The sequence below is a fragment of the Haloferula sp. BvORR071 genome, from assembly GCF_000739615.1.
Classification (GTDB): domain Bacteria; phylum Verrucomicrobiota; class Verrucomicrobiia; order Verrucomicrobiales; family Akkermansiaceae; genus Haloferula.
Genome location: NZ_BATP01000047.1, coordinates 128,879 through 155,775, shown reverse-complemented (window position 1 = coordinate 155,775; position 26,897 = coordinate 128,879). Strand labels below are relative to the sequence as shown.

At 62.8% G+C, this 26,897-nt stretch carries 21 protein-coding genes; 9 read left to right on the top strand and 12 right to left on the bottom strand.

Going from position 1 to position 26,897, the window contains the following annotated elements; genetic code table 11:
• Positions 1–14: 14 nt before the first annotated feature.
• Positions 15–1,934 (bottom strand): DUF2341 domain-containing protein, encoded by a 1,920-nt coding sequence (locus BV071_RS24790; RefSeq protein WP_081886220.1) that lies wholly within the window; start codon positions 1,932–1,934, stop codon positions 15–17.
• A 41-nt stretch (positions 1,935–1,975) separates the two neighbouring features.
• The gene (locus tag BV071_RS24785; RefSeq protein ID WP_035612872.1) at positions 1,976–3,595 is read right to left on the bottom strand and encodes a ShlB/FhaC/HecB family hemolysin secretion/activation protein; all 1,620 of its coding nucleotides are present in this window, start codon (positions 3,593–3,595) and stop codon (positions 1,976–1,978) included.
• A 314-nt stretch (positions 3,596–3,909) separates the two neighbouring features.
• Between BV071_RS24785 and BV071_RS24780 the strand changes: the two genes are divergently transcribed.
• The gene (locus BV071_RS24780; protein WP_035612869.1) at positions 3,910–5,181 is read left to right on the top strand and encodes a hypothetical protein; all 1,272 of its coding nucleotides are present in this window, start codon (positions 3,910–3,912) and stop codon (positions 5,179–5,181) included.
• Between the two features lie 12 nt (positions 5,182–5,193).
• Here BV071_RS24780 and BV071_RS24775 read toward each other — a convergent pair whose 3' ends face one another.
• Positions 5,194–6,054, bottom strand: a complete 861-nt coding sequence (locus BV071_RS24775; protein ID WP_035612865.1) for an MYG1 family protein — start codon at positions 6,052–6,054, stop codon at positions 5,194–5,196.
• A gap of 126 nt (positions 6,055–6,180) precedes the next feature.
• Positions 6,181–10,659, bottom strand: coding sequence for an autotransporter-associated beta strand repeat-containing protein (locus tag BV071_RS24770; RefSeq protein ID WP_265594840.1), 4,479 nt, complete (start codon positions 10,657–10,659; stop codon positions 6,181–6,183).
• A gap of 565 nt (positions 10,660–11,224) precedes the next feature.
• On the opposite strand from BV071_RS24770, the gene BV071_RS24765 reads away from it, so the two are divergent.
• A complete protein-coding gene (locus BV071_RS24765) occupies positions 11,225–11,893 on the top strand; it encodes a VanW family protein (protein WP_265594839.1) in 669 nt (222 codons plus the stop codon).
• Between the two features lie 193 nt (positions 11,894–12,086).
• On the opposite strand, the gene BV071_RS24760 is transcribed toward BV071_RS24765, so the two are convergent.
• Positions 12,087–13,283 carry a hypothetical protein gene (locus BV071_RS24760; RefSeq protein ID WP_265594838.1) on the bottom strand — a complete coding sequence of 399 codons (1,197 nt, stop codon included), beginning with the start codon at positions 13,281–13,283 and terminating at the stop codon, positions 12,087–12,089.
• 428 nt (positions 13,284–13,711) lie between these two features.
• On the opposite strand from BV071_RS24760, the gene rpsB reads away from it, so the two are divergent.
• The 4 genes from rpsB (at position 13,712) to BV071_RS24740 (ending at position 16,235) form a co-directional block, all read left to right on the top strand.
• A complete protein-coding gene (gene rpsB, locus BV071_RS24755; protein WP_035612858.1) occupies positions 13,712–14,395 on the top strand; it encodes a 30S ribosomal protein S2 in 684 nt (227 codons plus the stop codon).
• A gap of 154 nt (positions 14,396–14,549) precedes the next feature.
• Entirely contained in the window at positions 14,550–15,416 is an 867-nt protein-coding gene (gene tsf, locus BV071_RS24750; RefSeq protein WP_035612857.1) for a translation elongation factor Ts, read from the top strand.
• A gap of 164 nt (positions 15,417–15,580) precedes the next feature.
• Positions 15,581–15,841 (top strand): hypothetical protein, encoded by a 261-nt coding sequence (locus BV071_RS24745; RefSeq protein ID WP_052573860.1) that lies wholly within the window; start codon positions 15,581–15,583, stop codon positions 15,839–15,841.
• Complete coding sequence (locus BV071_RS24740; RefSeq protein ID WP_035612855.1) at positions 15,834–16,235, top strand: type II toxin-antitoxin system VapC family toxin; 402 nt, start codon at positions 15,834–15,836, stop codon at positions 16,233–16,235. Before BV071_RS24745 ends, BV071_RS24740 begins: the two co-directional genes overlap by 8 nt.
• 10 nt (positions 16,236–16,245) lie before the next feature.
• On the opposite strand, the gene BV071_RS24735 is transcribed toward BV071_RS24740, so the two are convergent.
• Positions 16,246–17,106, bottom strand: a complete 861-nt coding sequence (locus tag BV071_RS24735; protein ID WP_265594837.1) for a BPL-N domain-containing protein — start codon at positions 17,104–17,106, stop codon at positions 16,246–16,248.
• Positions 17,106–17,840 (bottom strand): peptidase E, encoded by a 735-nt coding sequence (locus BV071_RS24730; protein ID WP_035612848.1) that lies wholly within the window; start codon positions 17,838–17,840, stop codon positions 17,106–17,108. Before BV071_RS24730 ends, BV071_RS24735 begins: the two co-directional genes overlap by 1 nt.
• 148 nt (positions 17,841–17,988) lie before the next feature.
• On the opposite strand from BV071_RS24730, the gene BV071_RS24725 reads away from it, so the two are divergent.
• On the top strand, positions 17,989–19,071 hold the full coding sequence (locus BV071_RS24725) for a virulence RhuM family protein (protein ID WP_035612846.1): 1,083 nt from the start codon (positions 17,989–17,991) through the stop codon (positions 19,069–19,071).
• A gap of 43 nt (positions 19,072–19,114) precedes the next feature.
• Here BV071_RS24725 and BV071_RS24720 read toward each other — a convergent pair whose 3' ends face one another.
• Positions 19,115–20,419 (bottom strand): DUF5009 domain-containing protein, encoded by a 1,305-nt coding sequence (locus tag BV071_RS24720; protein ID WP_035612843.1) that lies wholly within the window; start codon positions 20,417–20,419, stop codon positions 19,115–19,117.
• 140 nt (positions 20,420–20,559) lie between these two features.
• On the opposite strand from BV071_RS24720, the gene BV071_RS24715 reads away from it, so the two are divergent.
• Together BV071_RS24715 and BV071_RS24710 are read left to right on the top strand one after the other, a co-directional pair.
• On the top strand, positions 20,560–21,156 hold the full coding sequence (locus BV071_RS24715) for a hypothetical protein (RefSeq protein WP_265594836.1): 597 nt from the start codon (positions 20,560–20,562) through the stop codon (positions 21,154–21,156).
• A gap of 119 nt (positions 21,157–21,275) precedes the next feature.
• Entirely contained in the window at positions 21,276–22,241 is a 966-nt protein-coding gene (locus BV071_RS24710) for a DUF72 domain-containing protein (protein ID WP_052573870.1), read from the top strand.
• A gap of 4 nt (positions 22,242–22,245) precedes the next feature.
• Here BV071_RS24710 and BV071_RS24705 read toward each other — a convergent pair whose 3' ends face one another.
• From BV071_RS24705 to BV071_RS24690, 4 genes are all read right to left on the bottom strand, one after another.
• Positions 22,246–22,806 (bottom strand): cupin domain-containing protein, encoded by a 561-nt coding sequence (locus BV071_RS24705; RefSeq protein WP_035612837.1) that lies wholly within the window; start codon positions 22,804–22,806, stop codon positions 22,246–22,248.
• Between the two features lie 86 nt (positions 22,807–22,892).
• Positions 22,893–24,374, bottom strand: a complete 1,482-nt coding sequence (locus BV071_RS24700; protein ID WP_081886219.1) for a LamG domain-containing protein — start codon at positions 24,372–24,374, stop codon at positions 22,893–22,895.
• A 40-nt stretch (positions 24,375–24,414) separates the two neighbouring features.
• Positions 24,415–25,284, bottom strand: a complete 870-nt coding sequence (locus BV071_RS24695; protein WP_265594835.1) for a LamG domain-containing protein — start codon at positions 25,282–25,284, stop codon at positions 24,415–24,417.
• A gap of 26 nt (positions 25,285–25,310) precedes the next feature.
• Positions 25,311–26,825, bottom strand: a complete 1,515-nt coding sequence (locus BV071_RS24690; RefSeq protein ID WP_035612830.1) for a LamG-like jellyroll fold domain-containing protein — start codon at positions 26,823–26,825, stop codon at positions 25,311–25,313.
• Positions 26,826–26,897: the final 72 nt, after the last annotated feature.

Here is a 26,897-nt window from a genome sequence, read left to right as displayed (position 1 = left end):
AGCGGGTGGATTTCTCAATGCACCGCGTGCTGCGAATGCGCGTGCTCCTTGGCGACGGGCGAGCCGCCTTCACCGGCGGGTGGGTAGAACTCGGCCATCTTGGCGACGAATTCATCGATGAAGACCTGCATCCCGCTGGTGGCTTCCTTGATCCGGCTGTTCAGGTAGCTGTAGATGAACAGCGCGGGAATCGCGACCAGCAGGCCGACCACCGTGGCGAGCAGGGCAGATGCAATACCGGGCGCGATCGAGTTCACATCCACCTCGCCGCTCTTCGCGATGATGGCGAAGGTGATCATCACGCCCACCACCGTGCCCAGCAGGCCGACGTAGGGGCCACCGGCAATGCTGATGGTGAGGAAGACCAGGCCCTTCGTCAGGCGGTGGGTCTCGTGGACCAGGCCGCCGTCAAGCGCAGCGCGGATCGCGGTGATCGAGCGGGCGGACAAGCCCTGCGTGCGGTGCTTGTCCTTCTCCAGGCGGTGGCGGATTTCTTCCGAGCCGATGTGGTAGATCTGATAGAGCGGCGACTTCTCGATCACCGACATCTCCTTGGTATCCGCATTGCCGCCGAGGCTCTTCACGCTGGCGCGGTCGGTGTGGTCGATCGCGGTGAGATCGGAGGACAGCTCCTTCCACTGCTTCAGGAAGGCCTTGCTGCCCTTCTGGATCGAGTTGAGGTAGCTGAACTTCTGGATCGCTACGGTCCAGCCGACGATGATCATGATCACGCAAAGGCCGATCGCGATCCAGCCGTCGAACATCATGTTGTTCGCGATGTCGCCGAAGAGCGAAAGGTGCTCCATCATGCCGCCGCTGTGCTTGCCACCGTCACCTTCGCCAGTCTCGGCTTCACCCACGGTCAGCAGGCGCAGGGCCGCATCCGAAGTCCCCTGCTGGACACCAGCGAGCTTTACCCAGCCGGCGCTGCGGGCGACCTTGTCGATGCGGAGTTCATCGATCTCGCCCTTGAAGCGGGTGGCGGTGTCATCCGTGCCACCGATTTGGATCGGACTGTTCAGCGCGGGCAGGCCGGCCTGCACCAACGAGTATTCGCTGCCATTCACGAAAAGCTTCACCGAGCCACCATTCGCCACCACCGCGAGGTGGGCCCAGGCACCGGGAGCGAGCTGCGTGCCCGGAGTGCTACGGGCACCATTGATCTCGACGGTGGGCACACCCTGGTCGACCACGAGGCGCAGGGACTTGCTGCCCTCGCTACGGGAAAGGATCACGGAGCGCGGGGCGGGATTGCCGGCATTGGCCCACAGCGAGAGGGTCATCGCGCCACCTTCACTCCAGGCGAGCGAGGGCGTGGGCGGGATGACGAGCGGATCACCGCCGAGGAAGCGCTGGCCTGCGGCAATCAGCGAGCCCTCCGAAGGCGTGCCGGCGTTGGAGGCATTGTTGGCGTTCTCGGTCGCGTCCGCAGGATTGCCCGACGCACTGAAGTGATAGACCGCAGCGGTGTTGGAGTCCCAGGTATCGCTGGCCTTGCCCTCGGCATCCGGTGCGCCATTGCCACTATACATGAAGAAGCTGGTGGCCGAACCGGGCGAGATCTCCGGGACCTTCACCCAGACCAAGGCCTCGTTGACCACATTGTCATACTTCTCCACCTGATGCGGATAGACGGTCTTGCCGTCTTCCGAGACGAAGCGGATGTCCGCCCCGCCATCGGCACTACCGAGGAAAGCGTAGTTCGAATCGCTGAGGCGCAGCAGCACGTTCGCGGCGCCAGTGGCATCCGGCAGCTTGGTGTCCGCGGAAGGATCGATGGTGACCTTCTGGCGCTTGGTCCAAGCGGGGTTCCACCAGGCGGCAGCGTCGCCGCCCTCCTTTTTATCGGCGGCGTGCAAGGGCATGCTCAGCGCCAGCAGCGCGGGCAGGCATTGCAAGAGAAAGGTCGGGACGTGGGCGGGTCGGGCTCGCATGGCGTGACGGTTGACGGATCGGGAGGAAGAGAAGGCAGGGCTCAAAAATCGCCCCAGAGGCGGAAGGTGTACATCATCTCGCGGTCGCGGCCGGTGGGCCGTTCGAAGAGCGGATAGGCGGCATCCACGGAACCGTTGAGGTGATCGAAGACGCGGCCGCGGGTGCCGAGGCCGATGCTGCCGAGCTGCTCGCCGCTGCTCTGGCCGGGCAGTGCATCGTGGATGCTGGTCACGCCACCATCCATGAAGGCGTAGAGGCGCAGGTCATCCTCCTCATCCCAAGTGCCGCCGAGATACTTCAGCAGTGAAGGGGTGCGGAATTCGAGCGTGCCGAAGAGCGCATCATCGCCCAGCGCTTCGGACTCCAGGTAGCCGCGCACGCTGCCCAGGCCACCGGCGGCGAATTGCTCGGCGCTCACCAGCGGCTCGTTCGAGGCCTGGCCCTGAATCTTGGCGAACCACTGGAAACCGTTCGTCAGGTCGCGGGTGTGAGAAATGTCGCCGCGGGCATAGATGAAGCCGCCGCTGGCGTTGTAGCGCTTGATCGAATAATCGTATTGGGAATCGCCGACCCCGCGGAAGGCCCAGTTCACGCCCATGTTGAAGTCCGTGCGCCCCTTGCCCTTCACCGAGGCGGTGTAGAGCATACTAAAAGGATAGTAGGTGATCGGCGACGGCGAGTTGACCCCGGCGACGTTCAGCTCGTCGTCGTAGTGCTTGTAGTCGAAGCCGAAGCTCAGCGAGTGATAGAGGCTCGCCGAGGAAGGCAGGGTCTTGAGCGCCCGGATACCGACCGTGTCGCCCTTGCCCACGGAAGTGATGCCGCCGAGCGTGGCGACATCGCTGTCCTGCTTGCTGCCTTGCAGCATGATCGCCCAGCTCGGGTCGTTCTGCAGGCGGGCCATGTAGAAGCCGGAGAAAACCAAGGCATCGTCCAGGTTTTCCGGGGCGAGCTGGAAGCTGGCACCGATCGAGTGGCCCATCTGCCAGAGATTGTCGTAGGAGAGCGATCCCGCGACGCGCAGTTGGGAAGTATCCGGGCTGTAGCGGTTGTTCAGCTCCAGGCTGCCATGTGCGGGCAGCTCATCCTTCACATCCAGGTCCACATCCACGGTGCCCGGCGTGACGCCCGGCTTGAGCGCCGGAGTGACGGTGCGGCCGGAGACCTGGTTCATCGCCACGATGTCCTGGGTGAGACGGTTGAAATCGACCGGCTTGCCCTCTTGCATCGAGGGCGCTTGGCGGGTGAGCGCGGAAGGCGAGGTGAAGTTCGCGCCGCGCACCCGCAGCCGACCCACCGGATTCTCCTCCACCTGCAGCATCACGATCCCCTTGCGGATGCGCTGCTCCGGGATGAAGACCGAGACGGCCTTGAAGCCCTTGTCGTGATAGGCCTTCTCCAGCGCCGCACGCGCCGCATCCACATCGGAGGGCAGGCGACCGGGGCCGAGGTAGGGATAGACCGCCTCCTGCACCTCACCGGCGCTCAGCGTCTTCGACCCGCGCACCCGGTACTCCGTGACATACATCGGCCGCGGCTCGGCAGCCGGGGCCGCAGGAGCTGGGGCCGGCGCGGCAGCTTCCTGCGCCTGCACGACGTTGCCTGCCAGCAAAAGAGTGGCGGCACAAAAGTGAGACGGCAGGACAAAAAGCGAGCGCATGCGAGACGGCGGATTTCGCCCCGCGTGCCCCCTGCCCTCAATCCACCCGACGTGACGCTTCCGTCACGAAGCCGGAGGCAGTTTCGTTACATTGCCGCCTCATGCGGTGGAATCGCTTCTGCTAGAGCGATTCCCAACAGGGTGCGCAGACCCTGCGCATCGGCCGATGACGTTTTCGCCACGAAGTCCGGGCCCCGGAGCCGCGACAGGTACATCGGGCACCAGGGACCAGCCGGTCCTGCCAGCCCACCGATGCGGTTGGCGACAAAGCCGCGGTGGGGCGGCTTTATCCCTACAAGACATCTCCTCCACTTATGAACCGCAGAAAAAGGATCTATCTGGGAAGCCTCGCGCTCAGCTTGGCGGCACTCACCATCGCGGGCCTCAGCGGCTCCTTGCCAGCCCTGCGAAAGCCATCGGCAAATGATAGAGACAGCGGATCGCAAAATTCCGGACGCGAGACTGGCAAATCCACGGATCGGCACGCGGAGACGAAACTGGATCGCAAGGCGATCGATGAAGCCGCTGAGCGCTGGTATCAAGAGTTGCTCGCAAAGCATCCGGAATTTCGCATCGAGTATCGCACGGTTCCCGATGAGCAGAATGGCTACCTGCAGTGGATCGGGTTCCTCCAGAAGCTCGGCACCAAGGGGGAACTGCCCGACTTCCAGGAGATTCGCGAAGCGCTGGGGCCAAGCGACAAGATCGATATCGCCTTGATCGAAAAATGGATCGCGGCGCATCCGGACCTTCTCGTAGAGGTCCTGCGAATCGCCGAGTTGCCCGACCGCTCGACTAAAGGCATCGCGCCCGGGCAGCTTTTCAAATTCTATTCGGGCGATTTCCAATTGCTGCTGGCTGCCCACGCCCGGCTCGCGGCCGCGCAAGGTGATCCGGCTGCCGCCCTGCGCAGCCATGCCGCCGCGTTCAATCTGGCGGGCCACGTCGACGGAGTGGAAGGCGCGGACATGCTCCATTCTGTCACCGCGGCTTCGATCCGGGGCCGCGTGGTCGCTGAGCTTTACGAGTATCTCCTGCCGAAGATCAGCGCCGACCCCGCCCTGCTGGCAGAAGCCCGGAATTTACTCGCCGGTGCCGGTCTCGGAGCAAGTGCTTCGCAGATTGCCATCGGCGAATGGAACAGTGCGACCCGCAACTTCCTAATTCCGGCCTTACTGGGTGATACGGAAGCAAAACTTCAGGTCATCCCCGTCACGAACATGCAGGCGTTTCTGGATGCCTACACCGCCGGGATGAAGGAGATGGCGGCATATTTCAACACCCCGGCCTTCCATGGGAACGCGGCGATTCCGCAAGCCGCCGCCTTGGACTTGCTCAGCGGTCAGGACCACAATGCCCTGCAAACGATCCTCGACTTCTATACGGGGCCGATCGAAGCGGTGCGACTGCAGCAGGCGGATTTCGTACGCCATCAGGCGGCAATGGCGATCCTAGGGGGAGAAGAGCCGCCGCTTGAACTCCTCACCGGCGAACCTTTTGTGTGGGATCCCGTGACGCGACAGCTTTCGTTTCCCGCGGACATGAAGGGCACGAATCCGACGCTCAACCCGATCACCCTGCCCTGAGTCGCAAGCTTCTCAGGCAGTTGCGACCAGCGCCTTCTCCAACAGCTCCCGCAGGCGCTGGGCATCCGCCGATGAGGTCTTTGCGACAAAGCCGCGGGCATGCGCGAAGTGGACATCCGCCTCGCCCTCGATCCGGGTGAAGTCGAAGCAGGGTGAATCATTGTGCCGAGAGAGCCCATAGCCGCTGCCGCGGCGGTCCGGGTAAACCATGGCGACGACCTCCTTGTCCTTGCCGATCGTCTGCAGGTAGCGGCCGAGCCCAGCAGAGGGTTCCTCCGGCAGCGGCTCGGTGCGCGGCAGGAATAGCACCTCGTGCCCTGCCACATTCCAGATCACGGCGCGCGAGGCCAGGAAATCGAGCCGCTGGCGCAGCGAGCGGAGATACTCTAGCAGGTCCTCGCCGGTGTAGCGCAGCATCTCCCAGATCGGATCGCCGGGGACCAAGTGCACCGACTTCGCGAAGCGCCGCAGCAAGGTCACATCGATGGGCGAGTTCACCTTCGACAGGACCTCACGGTCGACGCCCAGCCACTTCGCCGTGGCGTTCGGGCCGCGGGTGTCGAACCACTCAGCAGGCTCCAACCAATCGCAGAAAGCCCGCGCGTCCTCATAAAGCCCGAGATGCTGGAGCACCAGGCTGACCGAGCAGAGCGGCGGGTGATCCGCGGGAAACTGGTGGTGGTCGAAATTGTTACGCGCCGGTTCATGCTCCCCGCCGACATCCACCACCGCGGTCGTCGGATCATCGAGATCCGCCTGCGTCGGCTCGCGGCGGATGATCTCCACGCCATGGACCGCGACCAGCAAGGCACAGGCTAGCAATTCGTCCTTATGCGCGCTGCCGGGATGGGTGAGGATGCGTTCGGTGGCCATGGTGGGCGGAGGATTTGGGGCCAATCCGCGCCCGGCGCAAGGCCGATCCGGCACGGTTAGAACGAAACAAGGCCCCGGCATGAAGCGCGGGGCCTTGCTCGATTTTACCCGGAAATCCCCGGTGCTTCAGCCTTGGGTGATCACCACACGCATGAAGCCCTTGTCAGCCGAGCTCACGGGTCCAGCCAACCGGAAGCTCCGGTAAGTCCAGCCGCTGGATACCGCTGGCAGGCCGGATTGCAGCGCCGTGGCATCCGCACCCGTCACCTCCAGCACCTGCAGCGGGAAGCTGGCGAGCACCGCGGAGCCTTGGATCCGGTAGATCACGCCATCGACCGCGCCGGAGACCAGCTCAGTCGTGCCGCTGAAGCTGGCACCGCTGCGTACCGGCAGGGTCAGCGTCAGCACCTGCTGGCCGCCGATCGTCGCAATCTTCGAGACCATCTTCCCGCCGACAGCGCCCGAGAGAGGAGGGCCATCCAGTGCGAACTCGGTGATGTTGTCCAAGCCGTCGCCATCCGCATCCACGGTCTTGCCGTTGTTCGCCCCGGTCAGCCCGGCCGCACTGGCCCAGCTATCGTAGGCACCGCCGACAGCGCCGGTCAGCACATTCAGGATGCCCGTCCCGGTGATACGGGCGGTCTTGTTCGTGGCGGTGGAACTCAGGCTGCCCCAAGTGCCCGCGGCTTGCAGCACGCCATCGATGTAGAGCGAGCGCACATCATCGGTCAGCGCGTGTCCGAGGTTCAAGACTGCGCTCGCCCCGATGCGGACATCCGCGGCATTCGCCAAGCTGGCAGTGGCGAGGGTCAGGCTGCCCGCACTGACGATGGTATCGCCGGTATAGGTATTCGTGCCATTCAGCGTGAGGCTGCCGCCGCTCACGGTGACCGGGGTACCAGCCCCGTCGATCGAATCGGTCAGAACCAGGCTGCCCGGGCCGCTCTTCGTGAAAGGCTTGTTCACCGTGCCGCCGGTGGAGGTGAAGGTCAGCACCGCCGCGGGATTCGTCACCTCGACAACACCGCTCACCTGGTCATTCCACAGCGCGCGGGCGGTGGTGGCGGATGGGCCGGTGTAACGCAGCGTGCCGCCGCCGAAGCTGATCAGACCGGTCGACAGCGGAGCCCCGGCGACATCCGAGATCACCGCGGACTCGATCACCCCACCCTGGATGTTGGTGCTGCCGGTATTCACGCTCGCGCCGGTCACGATCAGCGTGCCCGCGCCGTACTTCCACAAGGCGCCGGTGGAGCTGAGGAGCGGCGAAGCCCAGGTGACGGTCTGGCCATTCGTATCGATCCGGTAGATCTGCCCGGCCGCAGTGGAGAAGCGGGCCGAGTAGTCGGTGGTATTTGCCGCGCTGGCTTGCATGGTCCCGCCGGTGAAGGACAGCGTGCCGGTGGTGCCGAGCGCGCCGGGGCTATCGAGACGCATCAGGCCGGTACCGGTGAAGTTCGTGCCGCCGGTGTAGCTGTTCGTGCCGGAGAGCACGATCAGGCCGGAGGAAGTGGACTGCAGCGTGCCCGGGCCGCTGATCGGGCCGGACATCGTCAGCGGGAACTGTCCGCCATCGAGCGAGCCGACGATGCCGGTATTGATGACCACCGGGTTTGCGATGTTCCGTGCGCCACCACCCACGGCGGTGGCAAAGGTGCCCGCGCCGGTGAAGGTGAGTGTGCCGCTGCTGAGGGCCGCATCGGTATAGGCTACCCGCAGGAAGCCCGAGAGGATATCGGTGCCACCGGTATAGGTGTTCGCCTTGTTGAGGACCACGGAGGCCCCGGTCTCACCACTCGGCGTTTCGCGGAAGACGGTGAGCTTGCCGGGGCCGGAGATCACGCTGTCGACCACCGTGTTCTTGTTGTTCCACTTGGCCGAGAGCGTGCCGCCGCCGGCCGCCAGGGTCAGCCCGCCCTTCAGGACATTGATGCCGTCCTCACCGAGAATGCGTCCGCCATCGAGCGTGATCGGGTTGCTGAAGTAGCTGGTGGTGCCGTTGGCGATCCACAGCTTCAGCAGCGCTCCGGTATTCACGGTCACCGGGCCGGAGCCAAGCGCGCCGGGATTGTTGCTGCCGGAGGCGGTGGCGGAGAGGCTCAGCGAAACCGTGCCACCGTTGATGGTGGTGCCGCCCGCGAAGGAGTTCGCAGTGGGCAGCACCAGCATGCCAGTGCCGTTCTTCACCAGCGAACCAGTGATGATCGAGCCGGTGCCACCGAAGGTGTAGGCATTAGTGGTATTCGTCACCGTGACCGCTGAGGGGGCGAGACCGCCGGTCATGGTCACCGTGGTGGCGGCGGACGGCTCATTGAAGCTCACCGCATCGCCCTGATAGAAGATACCGCTGCCCTCCACCCACGAGGGAGTAGTGCCCGCATCCCACACCGTGCCCAGTCCGCTCCAGGTGAGCGCGGAGCTGGTGTAGCTCATGGTGATCTTGTTGTTCACCGTGTCATTGGCCACACTCGCACCGCGGTAGGCTGCGGTATTGAAGTTCGCGGTGTCCGGGGCCAGGCCATCGACATCATCGCCGTAGTAAACGAGGTCCACGGTCTTCAGGCCGGGCGTGGCGGAGCTGTTCGGCACCACGATGCCCACGCCGTTGGTGGTCTTGTTGGCAGTGACGCCGAAGAGCGTGCCAAGCGGCGGCGTGGAGGCAATGATGTTCGAGCCTTCTTCCAGCGTCAGCATGCGCACCATGCCGGTGCCGCCGATGCTGGCACCGGCGCGAGCGACCGCATCGGAGGCCGGAAGGTTGCCATTCACGAGCAACTTGCCGCTGACGGCCACGGTGTCGCTGGAGTAATTCTTGTCACCGGACAAGATCAAGGTGCCGGCACCACCGGACTGGAACTCGGGGCCGTCGAAGTTACCGCCGTCAATCGCGCCGCTGATGGTGGTGATGGCACCACTGTCCACCACGAAGCGAGTGGTGGAGACAGCGGTTGTATTGAGCGTGATGTCATTGGTCAGGGTGCCGGTGGTGGTAAAGCGCAGGCCATTGATCGAGCTGCCATTGACGAAGTTGATCGCGCCGGGACCGAAGCCGCCGTAGTTCGAAACATTGAAGGCTCCGTTCGGCGTGGTGTCCGCGATGTCCGGGCCGCCGCCAATCGTGGTGCCGCCCGCGTAGGTATTCGCAAAGCTCAGCTCGATGTAACCGCCGCCGTTCTTGGTCAGCTTGCCGGGGCCGCTGATCAAGCTGCCAAGCCCGATGCGCGAGCGGGAATTGAGCGCGCCATAGGCATCGAAGATCCCACCGCCAGGTCCGAGCGTGATGCCGCGGGTGCCGCTGAAGACCGGGCCGCCATTGATAAAGTAAACTCCGGCCGCGACATCATAAATGCCACCGCCATCGAGCGTGAGCTGATCCGCCTGGAAGCTGGCGGGAGCCGGGCCGAGCGCGCCCTCGCCGTGCATGCCCATGTAGCCGCCGGTGACGGAGGTCTTACCAACGAAAGTGTGGTTCAGGTTGGTTGCGAAGGTGCCGGTGCCAGTCTTCGAAATCGAGCCGGTGCCGGAGATCACCCCGGTGCGGAGGTTCGTGGTATTGGAACCGGTAAGGGTCAGCGTGGTGCCGGTGGTGATGGAGATCGGCGTGTTGATATTCGCATCACTGCCCAAATTCTGGATCGTGCCGTTGTACGAGACGATCGGGCGGGTGATCAAGGTGTCACCATTGCCGTAGAGCCCGAGGATACCGGGGCTGTTGATCGTGGTGCTGCCCGTGCCAGTCATCGTGCTGGTGGTCTCCACGCTGAAGGTGCCCTGATTGATCACCACATTGCCCGCAGTGATGGCGGTGCCGACCATGCTGAATTGGTTCGCGCCGGTCTTGGTCAGGGTGAAGCCCGCGAGATCCAGCGTCGGCGTGGTGCCGGGCCGGACGTCGAAGCGTGCGCTGCCGCCAACGGTGGCATTGCCGGTGAGGACGACCTTGTTCAGGGCATTCTGCTGGGCACCGCCATTATTCACGAGCGCACCAACGCCCCCCACCCCACTACCGGCGATCTGCACGATTTCGGTGGCGGTGAGTGCGGAGCCATTCACATCGAAGGTGGCACCGCTGGCGACCGCGGTTTCATTGCCCGCACCACCCGCGCCCAGGGCAGTGGCACTGGCAGCCCTCAAGGTGCCGGCAGCCACTTGCAGCGGGCCGAGGAAGGTATTGCCGCCGGAAAGGCTCAAGGCGCCCGCGCCGGTCTTGGTGAAGCCCTGCGTGCCGGCGAGTTCCATACCGAGGGTCACGGCACGGTTATCCACCGCGATTCCCGGGGTACCAGTGGCGGCCAAGGTCAACGGACCACCACTGCCCGCCGCGAGCGTCCAGTCATTGCTGGCAGTCGCGGCGTCGGCGAAGTGAAGCGTGCCGATGGTCCGGGCGCCATCAAGGGTCACCGTGGTATCTGCAGCGATGTCCAGCGTGCTGAAGTCGGCGATGGCACCGCTGCCATCGGCAATCGTCGAGCCCGACCAATTCGCGGCATCGGCCCATGAGCCGCCGGCCGGATTGGTCCACACGCCATCAGCGGCAACGACGGTGTGGATGGATAGTGAAATGATGGAGGAGCGGAGCGCGGCACGCGCGAAAGGTAAGGTCATTGGTCTAACGGGTTCGATGGAGGTCAGCCCGATCACACGGCGGGTGAAACCATGCATCGGAGCCCGACCCGCAAAGCACCTCGGATGCGAGGCTTTGAACTAATTTCAGGAATTCGCATTTCAAACATCGCCGCGCTTGCCTGTTAGAAGGCGATGAATGAGCGCGACAAATGACCCCGCACCCGTTAGGGTAGTTCTCGCATCTATTCGCGTTTCAATCCCCCGACGAGGCCACCGCCCATCTAACAGAATCATTCCGGAGCAACTACGGGAATCCCCGTATCAAGGACCGAAGCAGCCGGAGCAGAAGTGACGATTCCGCCTCGCACGTCGTCAGAGCCAACTGTGAAAAATTGGCGAAGACTCGCTTGGAAATTGCCTGACCCCTTCCCGTTTGAAATAACGGTACAACGTGCTCCTCAGCCACCGGCATCCCCTTCTCTATCAACTCGCCGTGGCTTGGCACAGGACCCGGCGGCGAATCTCTTGGCTACGCGACCGCCAGCGCTTCGCGAGGCCTCACGAAGGACAACTCCCCTTTCTGGTAAAAAGACATTCCTCGCGCTTGATCAAGGTACTGGGCGACTCGGATATGCAGCTTCAGAAGAACAAGGTGGTGAATCTCACCATCATTGCGCCCTTGGTCGACGGCGTTCGGATTCATCCGGGCGAGGTCTTCTCCTTCTGCCGCCTCGTCGGCAAGCCGACCCGCAAGCGTGGCTTCCTTCCCGGCATGGAATTATCCATGGGCAAGGCCCAGTCGGGCATCGGCGGCGGGATCTGCCAAATGGCAAACCTGCTGAACTGGCTAGTCCTGCACAGCTCGCTGACCGTCACGGAGCGCAGTGCGCACAGCTTCGATCCCTTCCCCGACCAGAACCGCAGCATGCCCTTCGGCACCGGCTGCGCGGTCTTCTACAACTACGTGGACTTCGCCTTCCGCAACGACACTGCCGAGACCTTCCAGCTCAAGATCTGGCTCACCGACACGGACCTGTGGGGTGAACTCCGCTCCGCGGAGGAAATCGCCGAGACCTACAAGATTTATGAGGAGCGACACCGCTTCCTGAAACGCGGGGAGGAGTTCTTCCGCAGCAATGAGATCTGGCGCCGCGTGATGGAGCGCAAGACCGGAAGGCACCTCCGCGATGAGAAGATCAAGGAGAACTTCGTGCGGGTAATGTACACACCGGAGACTTGGGAGGAGGAAGAAAAGGCACCTCTCAATTCATAGAGCCGCTCTCCCCGTCCGCTCACCGCGGGGAGATCACCACGGCATCCACATAAGCGTCTTGGCTCGCCACGGTGGTCCGTCCGCCCATACCGGGAGGGCAACGGAATTCTGGCGACGAGGTCGCCAAAGAGGTGCCTGCGTCCCTAGGGTCGCGGCTCTTTATGCCCTGCATTCCCGCCGACCCGGGCGGCATTTACTCATCCTGCTTCACCAGGATCTGCCGCCCTTTCCAAGCCTCGCCATTCTTGTGGAAGGCGAGGGTGCCGAAGGCATTCGTGGCCACGAAGATGTCCCCCTGCTTCCCGATCGCCATCGCGCCGGGATAGCACCCGACCAGATAGGGTCCGGCATCGTAGACATGCATGAAGGGATGATCCATCACTTGGGAGATCGCCTTCTCCTCCAACCGGAAGACGCCGGCACCGGCACCCTGACCTAGCAGATACACATCGCCCTTGGCATCCGCCGCCATCGTGGACAGGGAGACATCCTTCGGCAGCGAGAGCGGGCCGGAGACATCATCGATGACGGTGCTGATCAAGGTGCTCCAGCGCCCGTCCCCATCGCGGCGGCTGAGACCCGACCAAGTGCCGCCCAAGTGGGCCAGCCCGGTGGCCACCCAGAGGGTCTTGCCGTCGGTGGAGAGGATCTTCCGCACCGGCTGGTTTTCCGGGATGCCGGTGGTGTCGCCCTGCTTCTTGCCGCTGAGGTGGACCCACTGGGCTTTCTCGTCCTTCAGGTCGATAGATGCGAGCATGCCGCCCCACTCGCCGTGGTCCCAGCCGACGAACAGCGTCTCCCCGAGCAGGTAGCGCTGCCCTCCGAGTTCGTCGGGTTCGAACTCGGGGTAGAACTTCGGCACCTCCGGCAGCTTTCGGTTTTTCCATTCCTCGCCCTCCAGCCACCAGACGGTCCGCTCCCCGAACATGAGGGTGGGCCCGGTGAGCGCCAGCCAGCGGGAGGAATCTAGCAGCGCCGGAGGACGCACGCCCTTGCCTGGAGAAGGGGGCGGCAGCGGCTCCCGGAGCTCGCGGGGCAAGGGGATCACGCGGACTTCCTGGCCCGGCTTCTCCTCCGCCAGGACCCATTCCCCGCTTTCCTTGATGCCTAGGAAAAGCACGGCATCCCCCAGCTTCCCGATGCTGGTGACGAGGCCGATGCCGCCGACGGGAAATTTCTCCGCCACCTTGGAGTCGTATTTCATGAAGTGCAGGCCGCGCTCGAGGCCGAGGACGCCGTCCCGGTAGGGAAGCAACTCTTGGATCTCGACGAAGTGCTTTTCATCGCCCTTCGGTTCCTCCGCGAAGACCACCTTGGGTGCCGCGGCCAAAGGCACGGTGGCGAGGAGCAAGATGGCAACTCCGGCCCGGGAAAGAGGGGTTCGCGGCATATTGGGAGACTGGGCAGGCGTGTGCGGGCTGTCAAACTGCCGCGGCGGGACGCCCCCCCTTTTTGAAGTTCCGCGGATTTCGGGTGGAATCGAAATCGCCCGCTGGCTGTCGGGCGAAGGGAAAGGTGAAGGGCGAATCGAGAGCTCGCTCACAGCAACAGGGTTGCCTGCCGAAGGCGGCGACAGGGTCGCGCGTAGTCTAAGGCGGCTGCGCCGCGGGCGGCTCCCTCTCCCATTCGAAATTCGGCGTTCGGCGTTCGCCCTTCATTCTCATGCCTTTTCCCTTGCCAAGCAGCCCCTGCCTCCCTATCCAACCCGCCCCTTCGCACGCCGCCATGTCACCAATGGAAGATCGGAAGGGACCTCAAAAGCGGCGGATTTTCCGAGAATCGCCCGACCTGAATCAAGGCGGGACACACTGAATCACAATGATCAACGAACTTATCAGCGATATGGTGGACGCCGGCGTCCACTACGGCCACCAGACCAAGAAGTGGAACCCGAAAATGAAGCCCTACCTCATGAAGGACAAGGGCGGGATCTACATCATCAATCTGGAGCAAACCGTGAAGTGCCTGGACAAGGCCTCCGATTTCCTTTCCGACCTCGCCGGCAAGGGCAAGAAGATCCTTTTCGTCGGCTGCAAGCGCCAAGCCCAGGACGCCGTCCGTGAGGCTGCTGAAGCCACCGGCCAATACTACGTGAACCACCGCTGGCTCGGCGGCATGCTCACGAACATGACCACCGTCCGCAAGTCGATCGAGCGCCTGAAGTGGCTCGAAACCATCGAGAAGCAGCCGGAATTCAAGGCCATGTCCAAGAAGGAACTCTCCGCGCTCGGCCGTGAGCGTGAGAAGCTCCTGCGCAACCTGCGCGGCATCCGTGGCCTCGAAGGCAAGCCGGACGCGATCGTGATCGTCGACTCCGCCCGTGAGTCGATCGCCGTCGCCGAAGCCCGCCGTCTGGAGATCCCGATCGTCGCCATCGTCGACACCAATGCCGACCCTTCGATCGTGAACTACCCGGTCCCCGGCAACGACGACGCCGTCCGCTCGATCCGCATCATCCTCCAGAACCTGGTGGATGCCATCGTGGTCGCGAAGAAAGGCTAATCCGTCACATTTCCCCGGCTGCGGGCAATCCCCGCAGCCGGAACTCTCCCGCGGATCCGGCCTTTCAAAAAGCCGATCCGCGTTTTCATTCCAGCTCTCTGGCCCCTTTCCCTGACTCTAATACCGCCCAACCGGTCTCCGACCACTTCCCAAAATGATTACTGCATCGCTCGTTAACGAACTCCGCAAGAAGACCAACGTCGGCATGATGGAGTGCAAGAAGGCACTCACGGAAACCAATGGCGACATCGACGCCGCCGTGAAGTACCTCCGCGAAAAGGGCATCATGAAGTCCAGCACCATGGCGACCCGGGGCGGCACGGAAGGCATCATCGCCGCCCGCCTCACCAGTGACGGCAAATCCGGCATCCTGATCGAAGTGAACTGCGAGACCGACTTCGTCTCCCGCAACGAGAACTACGTGAAGTTCGTCGATGAAATTGCTGATACCCTCGCTGCTTCTGACGCCAAGAACCTTGAGGAAGCCCTCGCCGTGAAAAAGGCTGAAGGCACTGTCGAAGACTTCGTGAAGGCCAAGGTGCTTGAGCTCGGCGAGAACATCCGTCTCCGCAAGTTCGAGCGCTTCGACCTGCAGGACGGTGGCTCGATCGCCCAGTACATCCACATGGGTGGCAAGGTCGGCGTGCTCTTGGAAGTTTCCGCGGCCTCCGGCGAGACCGCCGCGAAGGATGAGTTCCGCGACCTCGTGAAGGACATCACCCTGCACATCGCCGCCGCCGCACCGAAGGGCCTGTCCCGCGACGAAATCACCGCCGACATCGTCGAAGCGGAGAAAGAAATCTACCGCGCCCAGCTCGCCGCCGAAGGCAAGCCCGAAGCGATGATCGAGAAGATCGTGGAAGGCAAGATCGGCAAGTTCTTCTCCGAAGCCGTGCTCCTCGAGCAGGCCTTCGTGAAGGACCCGGACACCACCATCAAGAAGCTCGTGGAAGCCAAGGGCAAGGAAGTGGGCGACACCCTCGTGGTGAAGCGCTTCGTCCGCTTCGGCCTCGGCGACTAAGACTTCGGAAGCAGATCTCTGCTGACAACTGGGTTCGTTCACCCGAACCACTCCCCCTTTGGACCAAGCCCGTCTCCGCATGGAGGCGGGCTTTTTCCTTTTTCACGGGATCGCTTGGTCCGCTCCAATTTGACAGCAATGCTAGCATTGCTTACAGATTATCCATGAGCACCACTTTAACCATCCGGAACCTCGCCGAGCCGGTGAAACAGCAGCTTCGCCTCAGGGCGGCAAGCAATGGTCGCTCGATGGAGGCAGAGGCCCGCGAGATCCTGAGCGCGGCTGTATTGGAATCCCGGGTCAGTCCCCCGCGCACGCCGGAGGAAATGCGCGAGCGTCTGAAGGCTGTCACTGGCATTTGGAAGAGCCGCACAGCCGGCAAGACCACGGATGAAATGATGAGGGAACTCCGCAGCGATGACTGATCTCGTCCTGGTCGATACCAACGTGATTCTCGACATCACAGGAGCCGACCCCGTTTGGCTCGGCTGGTCCAGTGGACAGCTCGCAGGACTGGTTCACCGGCTAGCGATCAATCCCCTGATCTACACCGAGCTCTGCCACTCGGCAGGCAAGATTGAGGACGTGGAAGCGATTCTGGCATCCCTCGGCCTTATTTACTTGGAGCTGCCCCGCGAAGCTCTGTTTCTCGCCTCCCAAGCCTTCCGCAACTATCGCCGCAATGGAGGAACAAAGAGCGCGCCGCTGGCAGATTTCTTTATCGGGGCACATGCCCAGGCGGAGGGCTTCACCCTGCTCACCCGGGACGTGGATCGATATCGCAGCTACTTCCCAAGCGTCCCTTTGATTCACCCGTGAAGATCCGGCGTCACTCCTTCGCCGCCTTCTCTGACATCGAAGGAAACACCGCTGCATAGTTGATCTTCTCTTCCTCCGGCAGCTTGCCCCGCACCACCCAGCGGGCGGCATCCACGATCATGGGAGTGTTGCCATACTTCCACTTGAACTCCGGATGGGCGCTGAAGAGCACGTAGCGTCCCTCGCCGAAGCTGCCTGCTAGAATTGCGGGAGTGCCGGGCATGACACCCCCGGGATCGCCTTCCTTCTTCATGTCCGTCACGAAGGTCGCCAGCGCCTCCGTCCGCCCGAATCCCGGCGCATCGGTGATCTTCCACAGCGGGCCGTTCGCGTAGAAGATCTTGCGCTGGGACAGGCCTTCGCCGCGCGGGGAGATCATGACTTCACCGCTGCCGCGGACCCAGCGGCCATTCTCGGTATCGATGCAGACCGCATTGGCGATCTCGATGTAGCGCAGGGCCTCATTGTGCCCGCGCACGAAGGAGTAGCCGCCCGCGCAACTGCCCATCGCCCCTCCCCCTTTCTTCACGAAGGCCTCCACCTTCGCCCCGCCATCGGGGCCCAGGGATTTGTTGAAGGCGGTCCCGCTGCCGCCACCGATGATGAAGAGATCCAGCTTGTCCAAGGCACCGTCCTTCACCATCTGCGCAGAGACCGGCCCAGCCTCCATGCCCGCGTCCTTCAGGATCTTGATGTAGAGTCCCTGGCTGGTATTCGCCGCAGGCGCATCCGAAGCGGACAGCACACCGACACGGATCGGCTTCGGAGCTTCCTCCGCCAAGACGATGGGAGCCAGAATACCGAGGACAAAGGCGAGACCAGCAGCGAGTCGCATGCGGCGCAAACGGCAGAGGCAATCCTCTCCTTTCATCAGGTCCCCAGGAGACGCACCGGCAGCTTGGTCTCGACGACCTTTCCCTCGGCCAGCTCCACGCGGTAGGCCGCTGCACCGGCCTGCGAGCTGATGACCTCCACCAGCTCGGTGCCCCGGAAGTAAAGCGCCGCGCCATCGTCGGCAGCATAGCCGGCCTGAAAACCCTCGCCCACGAGCCGCTGATAGGTCGGGCGGCGCTCGGCCTCGCCATCATAGTGCGGGCAGGCCGAAGCATCGATCAGGCCCAAGCCATCATCGAGCGGTGCCACATCACCGAAGGAATCCGTGACGCAGGAACGGAACCAACAGATCATCCCCGCGCTCACGCCGCAGAGGATCTTTCCCTTCAGCCATGCCTCGCGCAGGATCTTGTCCAAGCCGTGCGCCCGCCAGATGGCGAGCAGGTTCGCGGTGCTGCCGCCACCGACGTAGATGATGTCCTGCTCCGCCACGAAGGCTTCCAGCTCGGACGACCGGGCTGGCCGCCGCGGCGTCGAGGCAGGATCGAAAATCGTCAGGTCTGTCGCGATCGCCCGCCCGCTGAAAGCCCGGTAGAACTTCAGCAGATACGTGGCCGAATCTGCGCTGGCAGTCGGGACGAAGCAAACCTTCGCCGGCTGTCGCGGTGACAGCGAGAGGACGAAGTCATCCATCAGAGTGTTGTCGGATTCCATCGAGAATCCTCCGCCACCCATCGCGATGATATGCCCTGCTTGGTCAGTTGGTTTCATGCTTTTGTTGCGGTGCAATCAGACGCGATCTTGCCGATCTCGGATCTAACCTATCCCCAGAGCTTTCCGCCGTCGAGACTCCGGCCTTGGGACGCTCTCTCTAAATTCTCGCCCTTATGATAGCGAGCCAGTAGCTTGGCCTCGCAGCATGCCCGATGACAACCAGCTCCCCGAGCCCGCCGGAGAGTTCCTCCTCTATACTACGGAGGACGGCCGGACCCGCGTCGATTGCCGCTTTGAGCAGGAGACTCTGTGGCTCAGTCAGAAGCTGATGGCTGAGCTTTTTGAGGTCGCGGTTCCCACGATCAACGAACATCTGAAAGTTCTCTACGAAACGGGGGAAATCGACCCCGCCGCAACTATTAGGAAATTCCGAATAGTTCGCCAAGAGGGCTCCCGTGAGGTCGCGCGGCTAATCGAACACTACAATCTCGATGCCATCCTTGCGGTCGGCTATCGGGTCCGGTCGGCGCGTGGCATGCAGTTCCGCCGCTGGGCCACCGAACGGCTCCGTGAATTCCTGGTGAAAGGTTTCACCCTCGATGACGAGCGCCTGAAGAACCCGCCCAGCCCTCAGGTCGGCATCCCCGATTACTTCGACGAATTGCTCGCCCGGATCCGGGATATCCGCGCCAGCGAGCGACGAATGTATTTACGGGTAAAAGAGATCTTTGCCATGGCGGCGGACTATCAGCCGGCCGCTGCGGATACCGGTCGCTTCTTTCAGATCATCCAGAACAAGCTCCATTTCGCTGCCACCGGGCTGACTGCCGCGGAGCTGATCCATCGTCGAGCGAATGCCTCCGAGCCGAATATGGGCCTGACCACTTGGAAGGGAAGTGTCGTGCGTAAGGCGGACGTGACCGTTGCAAAGAATTTCCTGACCGAAAGTGAGATCGACGAGTTGAACCGGATCGTGGTGATGTGGCTAGATTTCGCTGAAGATCAGGCGCGACGCCGGAGGCAGGTGTTCCTGCGCGACTGGCAAAGCAAGCTCGACGAGTTTCTGCGATTCAACGATCGCGATATCTTGGAGAATGCCGGCTCTGTGTCCAAGGAAGAAGCAGATGCCCTCGCCTCCGCCGAATATGAAATCTTTTCTGAACGTCGCCGAACCCTTCTTGAGGCCGAGGGAGAAAAGGAAGGGATCGAGACGCTCGAGCAAGCCGCCAAGACCCTGCCTAACAAGGCGAGCAAGAGCACGCATGCTGGCGACACCAGCTTGGAATAACCGGGCTTTCTGTGTCCCAATCCTAACCTGACTCCAAACCATCCTACAGTTTCAAGCGGAAGCCCAAGCGATTCAGCAAGGCGGTCACCGCCAGTATCACTACCGAGCACCCGATTGACCTTCCCACCGCGGCTCCCAGCGATGCTTCCCCAAGATGGCCGTACCAATCGTCAAGATGCAGCAGCGGCAGGAGCGATGGCAGCATCTCTGAGATCAGGTAAGCCAGCAGCACATTCTGCCCGGCGACGGCCAAGGGCTTGGCCACCACACCGGCACGCGCCACATCACAGACCAGATAGAATAGCAGCCACAGGGCAGCGGTGATGGCACTCGCCCACAGGCACCAGGCAGGGGTGGCCGCGTTCTTGCTGATTCCGTACAGCCCCTTTGTCAGCATCGCCGCGGCAGCGAAGCCAGCGATGAATAGCAGGGTAAAACCAATCCGCGTGCGGTGCTGCTTCATGTCCGCTGCCACCAGGATCGAGGCGAGCAGCAGCCCGGCAACGGCAATGGCCGCCTGCGCCCCCAAGGTGCTGCCAAAGTCGACGTATTGATTCGGCCAGAAATCCTCGAAGAAGCCCTTCCGGTCGGCAGCGTAGAAACAGGTCATCAAGGCCACGCAGCCGAGCAAGGCGGTCCGGCGGCCACGGAATACCAGGAAGATCAGCGCCGCCGCCAGATAAGCCCAGGCGATCAGCCCCAGGATGCCATACCAGTCGCGGTTGATGTGGAATGGCGTGAGCGTGATGATCCGGTTCTCCGCCTCATTCCCACGCCAAGCAAAGGCCAGCCAAATCAGCCCCGCATAGCCGATGCTGCGGATTACCAGATTCAGCACCTTCCAAAAACGCGGCCGCGGCGACACACTCAAACCACTGGGAGGCGTGAGCGATGAGAAGGCAAGGATCGCCGAGCCGAACATCAGCACTGCCCACAGTGAGGGCGACCACCCGAGATTCCCGGCGTCGGGCAACTCATTCACCATGACGATCCCGATCGCCAGCAGCGCCAGCGTCCGCCCCAGGATGTGCAGCACGATCTTCCACAGCGCCTCGCCCTTGGCCAAGCGCGAGCCCAGCGCAAAGGGAATCGACATGCCGACGATGAAAATGAAGGCGGGAAAGACCAGATCGACTAAGGTCATCCCACTACCGCCGCGATGACGGTCGCTATAGTGGACCATCCAATCCGGCACCAAATGTCGTGGAGCACCGGCCAGATCATTCACGAAGATCATCGTGAACATCACGAAACCACGCAGCGCATCGATCGAGGTGATGCGTTGGGCCTTTGCTTGAACGGCGGGAACGGCCGGAGAGCCATCGGCGGGAGGAGCGACGGTTGTCATACAGCTTATACTGACTAACAAAGGCGATGTTTCAAAACAATCTCACCGCCGCAGCGAGCCATCATCGCCGCAGTCGATGAGCGGCGGCCTTCAAATCAATTTTGAGGATAACAGGAATCGGTTCACGATGGCTCGTCCTGATGAACTCTGTTTTCCGATATCTTGCCTCCACCCATGACAAGCCACTGCGTGTGGCCCTGGGCATCGGTTGCTGTTGCTTCCTCTGGGGTATGAGGGTGCCCGGCTATGACTTGAACTGGATGGCCGCAGGCGCGCTTCTCTTCACGCTCGCCTTGCTCTTTATCCTCCTCCGCATCACCACGCGCTCGATCGCCAATTACCGCAATCAGAAGCGCGACTCAGCTCCCCGCATCATGGACGGCGTGCGCGTGTGGCTCCTCTATCCCAGCGCTGCGGTCTTCCTCGCTATGCTCGGGATGAACGGCATACCATTCAAGGTGGCCTTCGCCCTCAGCCGCTCCAGCCTTGATCGATTTGCCATGTCACATCCGTCCTCCGAGAGGATAAAGGACAAGCACTGGATCGGGCTCTTCTCCTTCGCCTCTGCGGATCGCGACCCGACTCGCTTGCAGCTCACCTTCGACAAGGACGAGATCCTCTGGGGCAGGCGGGGCTTCTACTTCAGCCCTAGCGGGGCCCCCGTCGGCTCCAGCTACTACTACGACCAAGAGGCGCTCGGTGGCGGATGGTTCGTCTGGCACTACGGCGGATGGTGAATGAATTGCAGAATGTCAAAGCCAGCCGTGCATCGCGCATCGGGAGAAATTCCAGCCGCGGGCTTCCCGTCCGGGGGACCTTCATCCAAGGCTGGCATGCCGGATGCGAAGAGGGATGCATGAGCAAGACGCTCACACCGCAAGCCACTCGGGACATCCGCATCGGCATCTCCGGCTGGACCTATCCGCCATGGCGCAAAGTCTTCTATCCGGAGGAGCTGCCCCAGCACCGCGAGCTGGAGTATGCCTCGCGGGCCCTCCGCTCGATCGAGATCAATGGCACCTTCTATTCCCTTCAGCGCGCCTCCAGCATTCGCAGATGGTACGACACAGTACCGGAGAACTTTCGCTTCTCGGTGAAGGGCAATCGCTTCATCACCCACATCCGGCGCTTGAAGGACGTCAAAGGACCACTCGCGAACTTCTTCGCCTCGGGCTTACTCCAGCTCGGCGAAAAGCAGGGTCCCTTCCTCTGGCAATTCCCGCCGAGCTTCAGCTACGACCGCGCGCTCCTGGAGGCATTCTTCAAGCTCCTTCCGCGCAGCAGCAAGGAGGCTGCGCATCTCGCCAAGTCCCACGACGGACGCTTACCCGAGCGCGCCGTGCTCAAGGCGCGCACTGATGTCCGGCTGCGGCACGCCATCGAAATCCGCCACCGCTCCTTCGAGATCCCGGAGTTCATTGAACTCCTCCGTGAGCACGAGATCGCCATCGTCGTCGCTGATGCCGCCAAGAAGTGGCCCTTCATCGAGGACCTCACCGCAGACTTCGTCTACGTCCGCCTGCACGGCCACGATGAACTCTACAAGAGCGGCTATACCAAGCGCGCCCTCGATGCCTGGGAGCGCAAGATACGCCGCTGGGCCAAGGGCGGGAGCCCGCAGGAGGCCCAGCGCCTCACTCCCCCACCCTCACCGCGAAAGTCCGGCCGCGATGTCTTCGTGTATTTCGACAATGACGTGAAGGTCCACGCGCCCTTCGATGCGATGACCCTCGCGATGCATCTCGGCATGAAACCCAAGCCCGTGGATGGCTTCAAGGTCGATCTCCACCGCGATCCCAAGGCGGCGGAAGCCGCGTCCTGAAAAATCACATCGGCCGCCCGAGGAAAACGCACAGCAGCTTCGCCTCCTTCGCCCCGGGATTGAAGACCCGGTGGTCCACCTCGGCATCGAAGTAAGCCGAGTCGCCTTCCTTCAGCTGGTGCACCTCGCCGTTGTATTCGAAGGACACCCCGCCCTTCAGCACGATCAGGAATTCCTCGCCCTCGTGCGGCATTGCCTCGCGCCGTCCCCCGCCCGCTGGGATATCCAGCACGAAGGGATCCATGTTCCGGTCAGGCCGGCCGTGGGCCAGCGCGTGGTAGTTGATATCGGATTGGTCGCGGTCGCGTTCGATCTCCTTGCGCTCCGCCACCCTCGTGATGCTCAGCTTCGGCTTCTCATCCAGCCCCTCGAAGAGTTCCGACAAGCTCATCCCGAGCGCCTCGCAGAGCTTCGCCAGGGTTGGCAGCGATGGCGTGACCCGGAAGTTCTCCACCTTCGACAACAAGCCCTTGCCCAGACCGGAAATCTCAGCCACGCGGTCGAGCGTGTAGCCCTTGGCCATGCGGGTCGCTTTGATTCGGGAGGCCAGTTCGACGAGGTTCATGTTTCCCGAAAGACAATCGCCAGCGGCGGGCACCGGGTCAAGAGCCCCCGCACCCTTTCCGCTGGCGACCATCGACCCCAACAAGATCAGGGCTTGTTGCCCTCAAGCCGGAAAAAGCGCTTCCGGTCGGATGTCCCCGGCACCTGCAGCAGGAAATCCCCCGCGCTCGCGCCCGCCGTCACTCCCGCGCTGGCGGGCGTCAGACTGGTCCAGACTCCGACCGTGGCGGAGGTCCCTGCCTTCAGCTTCACGGTGAGCGTATTGTTCACGGTGTTCCGAGCCAGCACGGTATCGTTCGGTCCCGCCGCCCCGAGATTCGCCAGGATGTAGCTCACCGCCGCCTGCTCACTGACGACCGGATTGGTATGCGTCTGCAAGACCTCCACGCCATCGGGAATCTGGTCGTCATCCGTATCCGCATCATCTGGCACGGTCTGATAGACCACCAGCTCCTCGTAGTTACTGAGCCCGTCGCTGTCATCATCGGCAGTGTCGCGGGCCAGGTTCGCCGTGAAGGATACCGAGCCTGTGACCGTGAGATCGAAGGCCGCCGGCTTGCCGCTGAAAGGAGCGCTCCAGCCGGTGAGAACATGACCCAGCAGCGGCACCGCCTCGATCGGCACCACTTCGTTCAGATTGTAGAGCCCGCTGCCAAAGGTCTGACCCATCGCCGGATCGGATGGATCCACACCCACGAAGGCCTTGCCCGCAGGTAGTGGATCATCCAGTGCCAGCGACTCCGTGCCGCGCGCATAGAGTTCCGTCACCTCGCTGGGCTTCAGCGCACGATTCCAGATCGCCACCTCATCGATCATGCCATCCCAATCGCGGTCCTGCGCGGTCTCCACCGTGCGATGACGTCCCAGGATGATGGAAGGAAAGTTGATCGCCGAGGTCGCCACCGTGCGGCTGCCGATGAAGGCACCGTCCACATAAAGGCGCAGCGTCGTGGTCGTGCCATCGGAGGACACGCTGTGCACCACATGATGCCAAGTCTGCGTGGCTACTCCCGTCGGGCCAAAGCCACCGGCCGGCCCTTCGCCAATGTAGGCGAGATACTGGTAGGAACCCTGCACACTGGTGAAGGCGGTATTCGCCGTGCCCCATGAGATGTCGAAGCCATTGGGTGACTCGAAGACGTGGTAGCGGTTGCTCGTATTTGAAGCTCCCGGCGTGAGCGCATGCCAGGCGGAGATGGTGAAGGAAGTGCCCAGCTCCGTTGAGCCGATTGGGATCTCCACGCGTTCGTTGCGGTCATCGTCGAGATTCAGCGCTCTGCCCACCAGCAGGTCGGAGCGGTCGCTCGCGCCGCTGGTCGTGGCGGTGAAGTCAACCTTGCCCGCAAAGCCGGGACCGGTGGGATTGTCGCCCGTCGCCCAGTCGGCGAAGAGAGTGCCACCGCGAGTCGCATTGTAGGCACTCGCACCGGGTGCTTTGTTGGCCAGACCTGCTGCGCCCGTTTCCTCGAAGTCATAGTAGGCGAGCAAATTGCTTGAGAGGCCAGCCTGAGCCGCCGGAAGAGAAAGCATGGAACCCAAGGCGATCAAATGGAGTCGTGAGGTTTTCATGGATACCGGGTTGTTAGAGAGAAAATGAATACAAAAGAACTTACCGCACGCGCCGACGCAGCAGGGCGATTAGGCCCAGGCTGCCGAGCAGGGCGGCAGCAGGTTCGGGGATTGCCTGGCCATTCTGACCCGCGGTGAAAATGGCGGTGACCTCGTCCTGGTCGAGGGCCCGGTTCCAGAGGCCCACCTCGTCGATCATGCCGTCGAAGTGGCGGTTGTTGGTGCCACCTCGGGCACGGCCAAGCAGGATACCGGTGGCACTGATGTTGGCATTGGCGTTGGCCATGGTGCCTTGCAGGGTGCCGTTGATGTAGGTGCTGATCGTGGTGTTCGTCGCGCCTGCCGCGTAGACTTGCACGATATTCACCCACTCCCCCGGCGTTGCCAGGTCGGCATAGGTCGCTTGCGCTGCGATCGCCCCGCTGGTGCCTTCGGTGAATACCTGGATGTCATTGATGCCAGCCGCACCGGAGACCGCGCGCAGGCTCAGCGAGAGATCGAAGTTGTTCAGCCCTTCATAGACAAAGTAACGGGCGGATCCATTGGAAGCGGTCGTGGCATCCAGGTTCACCCACGAACTCACCGTGAAGGAGGCGCCCAGATCCTGGCCGCCGCCAAAGCCAATCGGGATCGTGACGCCATTCACCGAGCCGGTGGTGCCCGCCACCTGCACGTTCAGGCCATTGCCGGAGCGGCCGCCGCTGGCACCCACGGTGTAGTCGGTGATGGCGTCCGTCTCTGTCAGGCTGCCGTCTTCGAAGGTTCCGCCGTAGTCGGAGCCCACCGCGGCGGCTTGGTTGGTCAGGCTTGATTCAAAATCGAAGTAGCCGACGAGTCCGGCGGTCAGGACCGCGTGCGAAGCGGTGGACATACCGAGGGACGCGGCGAGGAAGAGGCAATGGAGTTTCATGGGAGCTGGGGATATGGGGGAAGGGTTCATGGCCGGCCGCTGCGCAGGATGTAGCTGTCCACGCTGTTCGACGGGGCCGGGAAGCTCACATTCCAACCGTCCCCGGAGGGCACGATGGAGACCGAGGGCTGACTCAGGTCGATGTCCTGCCAGAGCGTCTGGTTGGCGGAGCCGCTCACAGAGAGGAAGAGACTGACCGCACCCGTCCCTGGGTTGCGGTCGATCCGCAGCGGTGAGAGGGCAATGGCGCCGGCGCCTCCCGCCGAGAGATTCTGCCGGACAAAGGCGACCAACTGGGCATCGCTGGTCTTCGGATTCGTCCCGGTTGTCAGGACCTCCGCACCGTCGGGGATCTCGTCGCCGTCCGTGTCGGGGTTGTTCGGCAGTGTCTGATAGACCACCACCTCCTCGTAGTTGCTCAGCCCGTCGCCGTCGCTGTCCGCAGTGTCTTCGCCGAAGGTCGCGGTGGCCGTGATATTGCCACCCACGGTGTGGGTGAAGGATGCCGGCTGGCCGGTGAAGCCGCCTTCCCAAGCGGCGAAGACATAACCGGGATTCGGCGTGGCTGAGACCGGCACCTGGGCTCCCGGGTTGTAGAGTCCCCCACCCGCGACGCTGCCGCCGCCACCGGGGGAAACGGCAAGCGTGATCGCGAACTTGCTGGCCGTGATCGCCACGCCGCTCAAGCCGCGCTGGCGGAGCTCGGCCACCTCTTCCGCAGTCAGCGGACGGTTCCAGACGCCGACCTCATCCATCATCCCGTCGAAGATCCGGGCTCCGCTGCGGTTCGCACCGAAGTTGATCCCGCGGAAGTCCATCGTCGTGGTCGCCGCAGTGCCGGTGCCGACCAACTCGCCGTCGAGGTAGACCGACATCACCGTATCAGTGCCGGAGGTGGCAAAGGAATGGACCACATGATGCCAGGCCCCGGCGGCAAGCGAGCGGTTGTTCGCCGCATTCGTGACACTGGCCACGTAGGACGCATAGGTCGTGCCTGCCGCATCCGTGGTGCCGAAGGAGATGTCGAAGACGGCAGTGTTGTCCGGCCCGTTCAGGCGCGACTCGAAGACGAAGTCGCGGAGGATATCCGCGGTGGTGCCGGTGTTGTCGGCATCGGGTGCAAGGTAGAACCACGCGGAAACCGCAAACTGGGTTCCCAGGGTGCCATAGTCTCCAGCCGTTGGTGGTGTGCCGCGACTGGTAAGCGTGGTCACTGAGAATTGTCCCGAACCGGCAGTCGTGCTCGCATCGCTCTTCGCGATGTTGAGGGCATTGCCGACCAGCAATGTCGAACGGTTGGTCGTGGCCCCGGCTTCGGCACCGGCATAGACGGCACTGCCAGCAAAGCCAGCCCCGGCGCCGAAGCTCGTGCCATTGAGGTAGTTGCCGTTGTGGTCGCTGGCACCCGCCGCCTTGTTCGAGATCCCGGCGGTGCCGGTCTCCTCGAAGTTGTAGTAGGCGACCAGATTGTCGGTGAGCGCCGCGGAAGCCGGCAGGGCAGCGGCCAGCGGGAAGATGGAGAGCAGGACGAGGTTTTTCATGAGAGTGTGCGGAACACGGCAGCAGTTGCCGCCTGATTTCTTTTATTGTTCTTTGAGAAACCAATTGGCCGA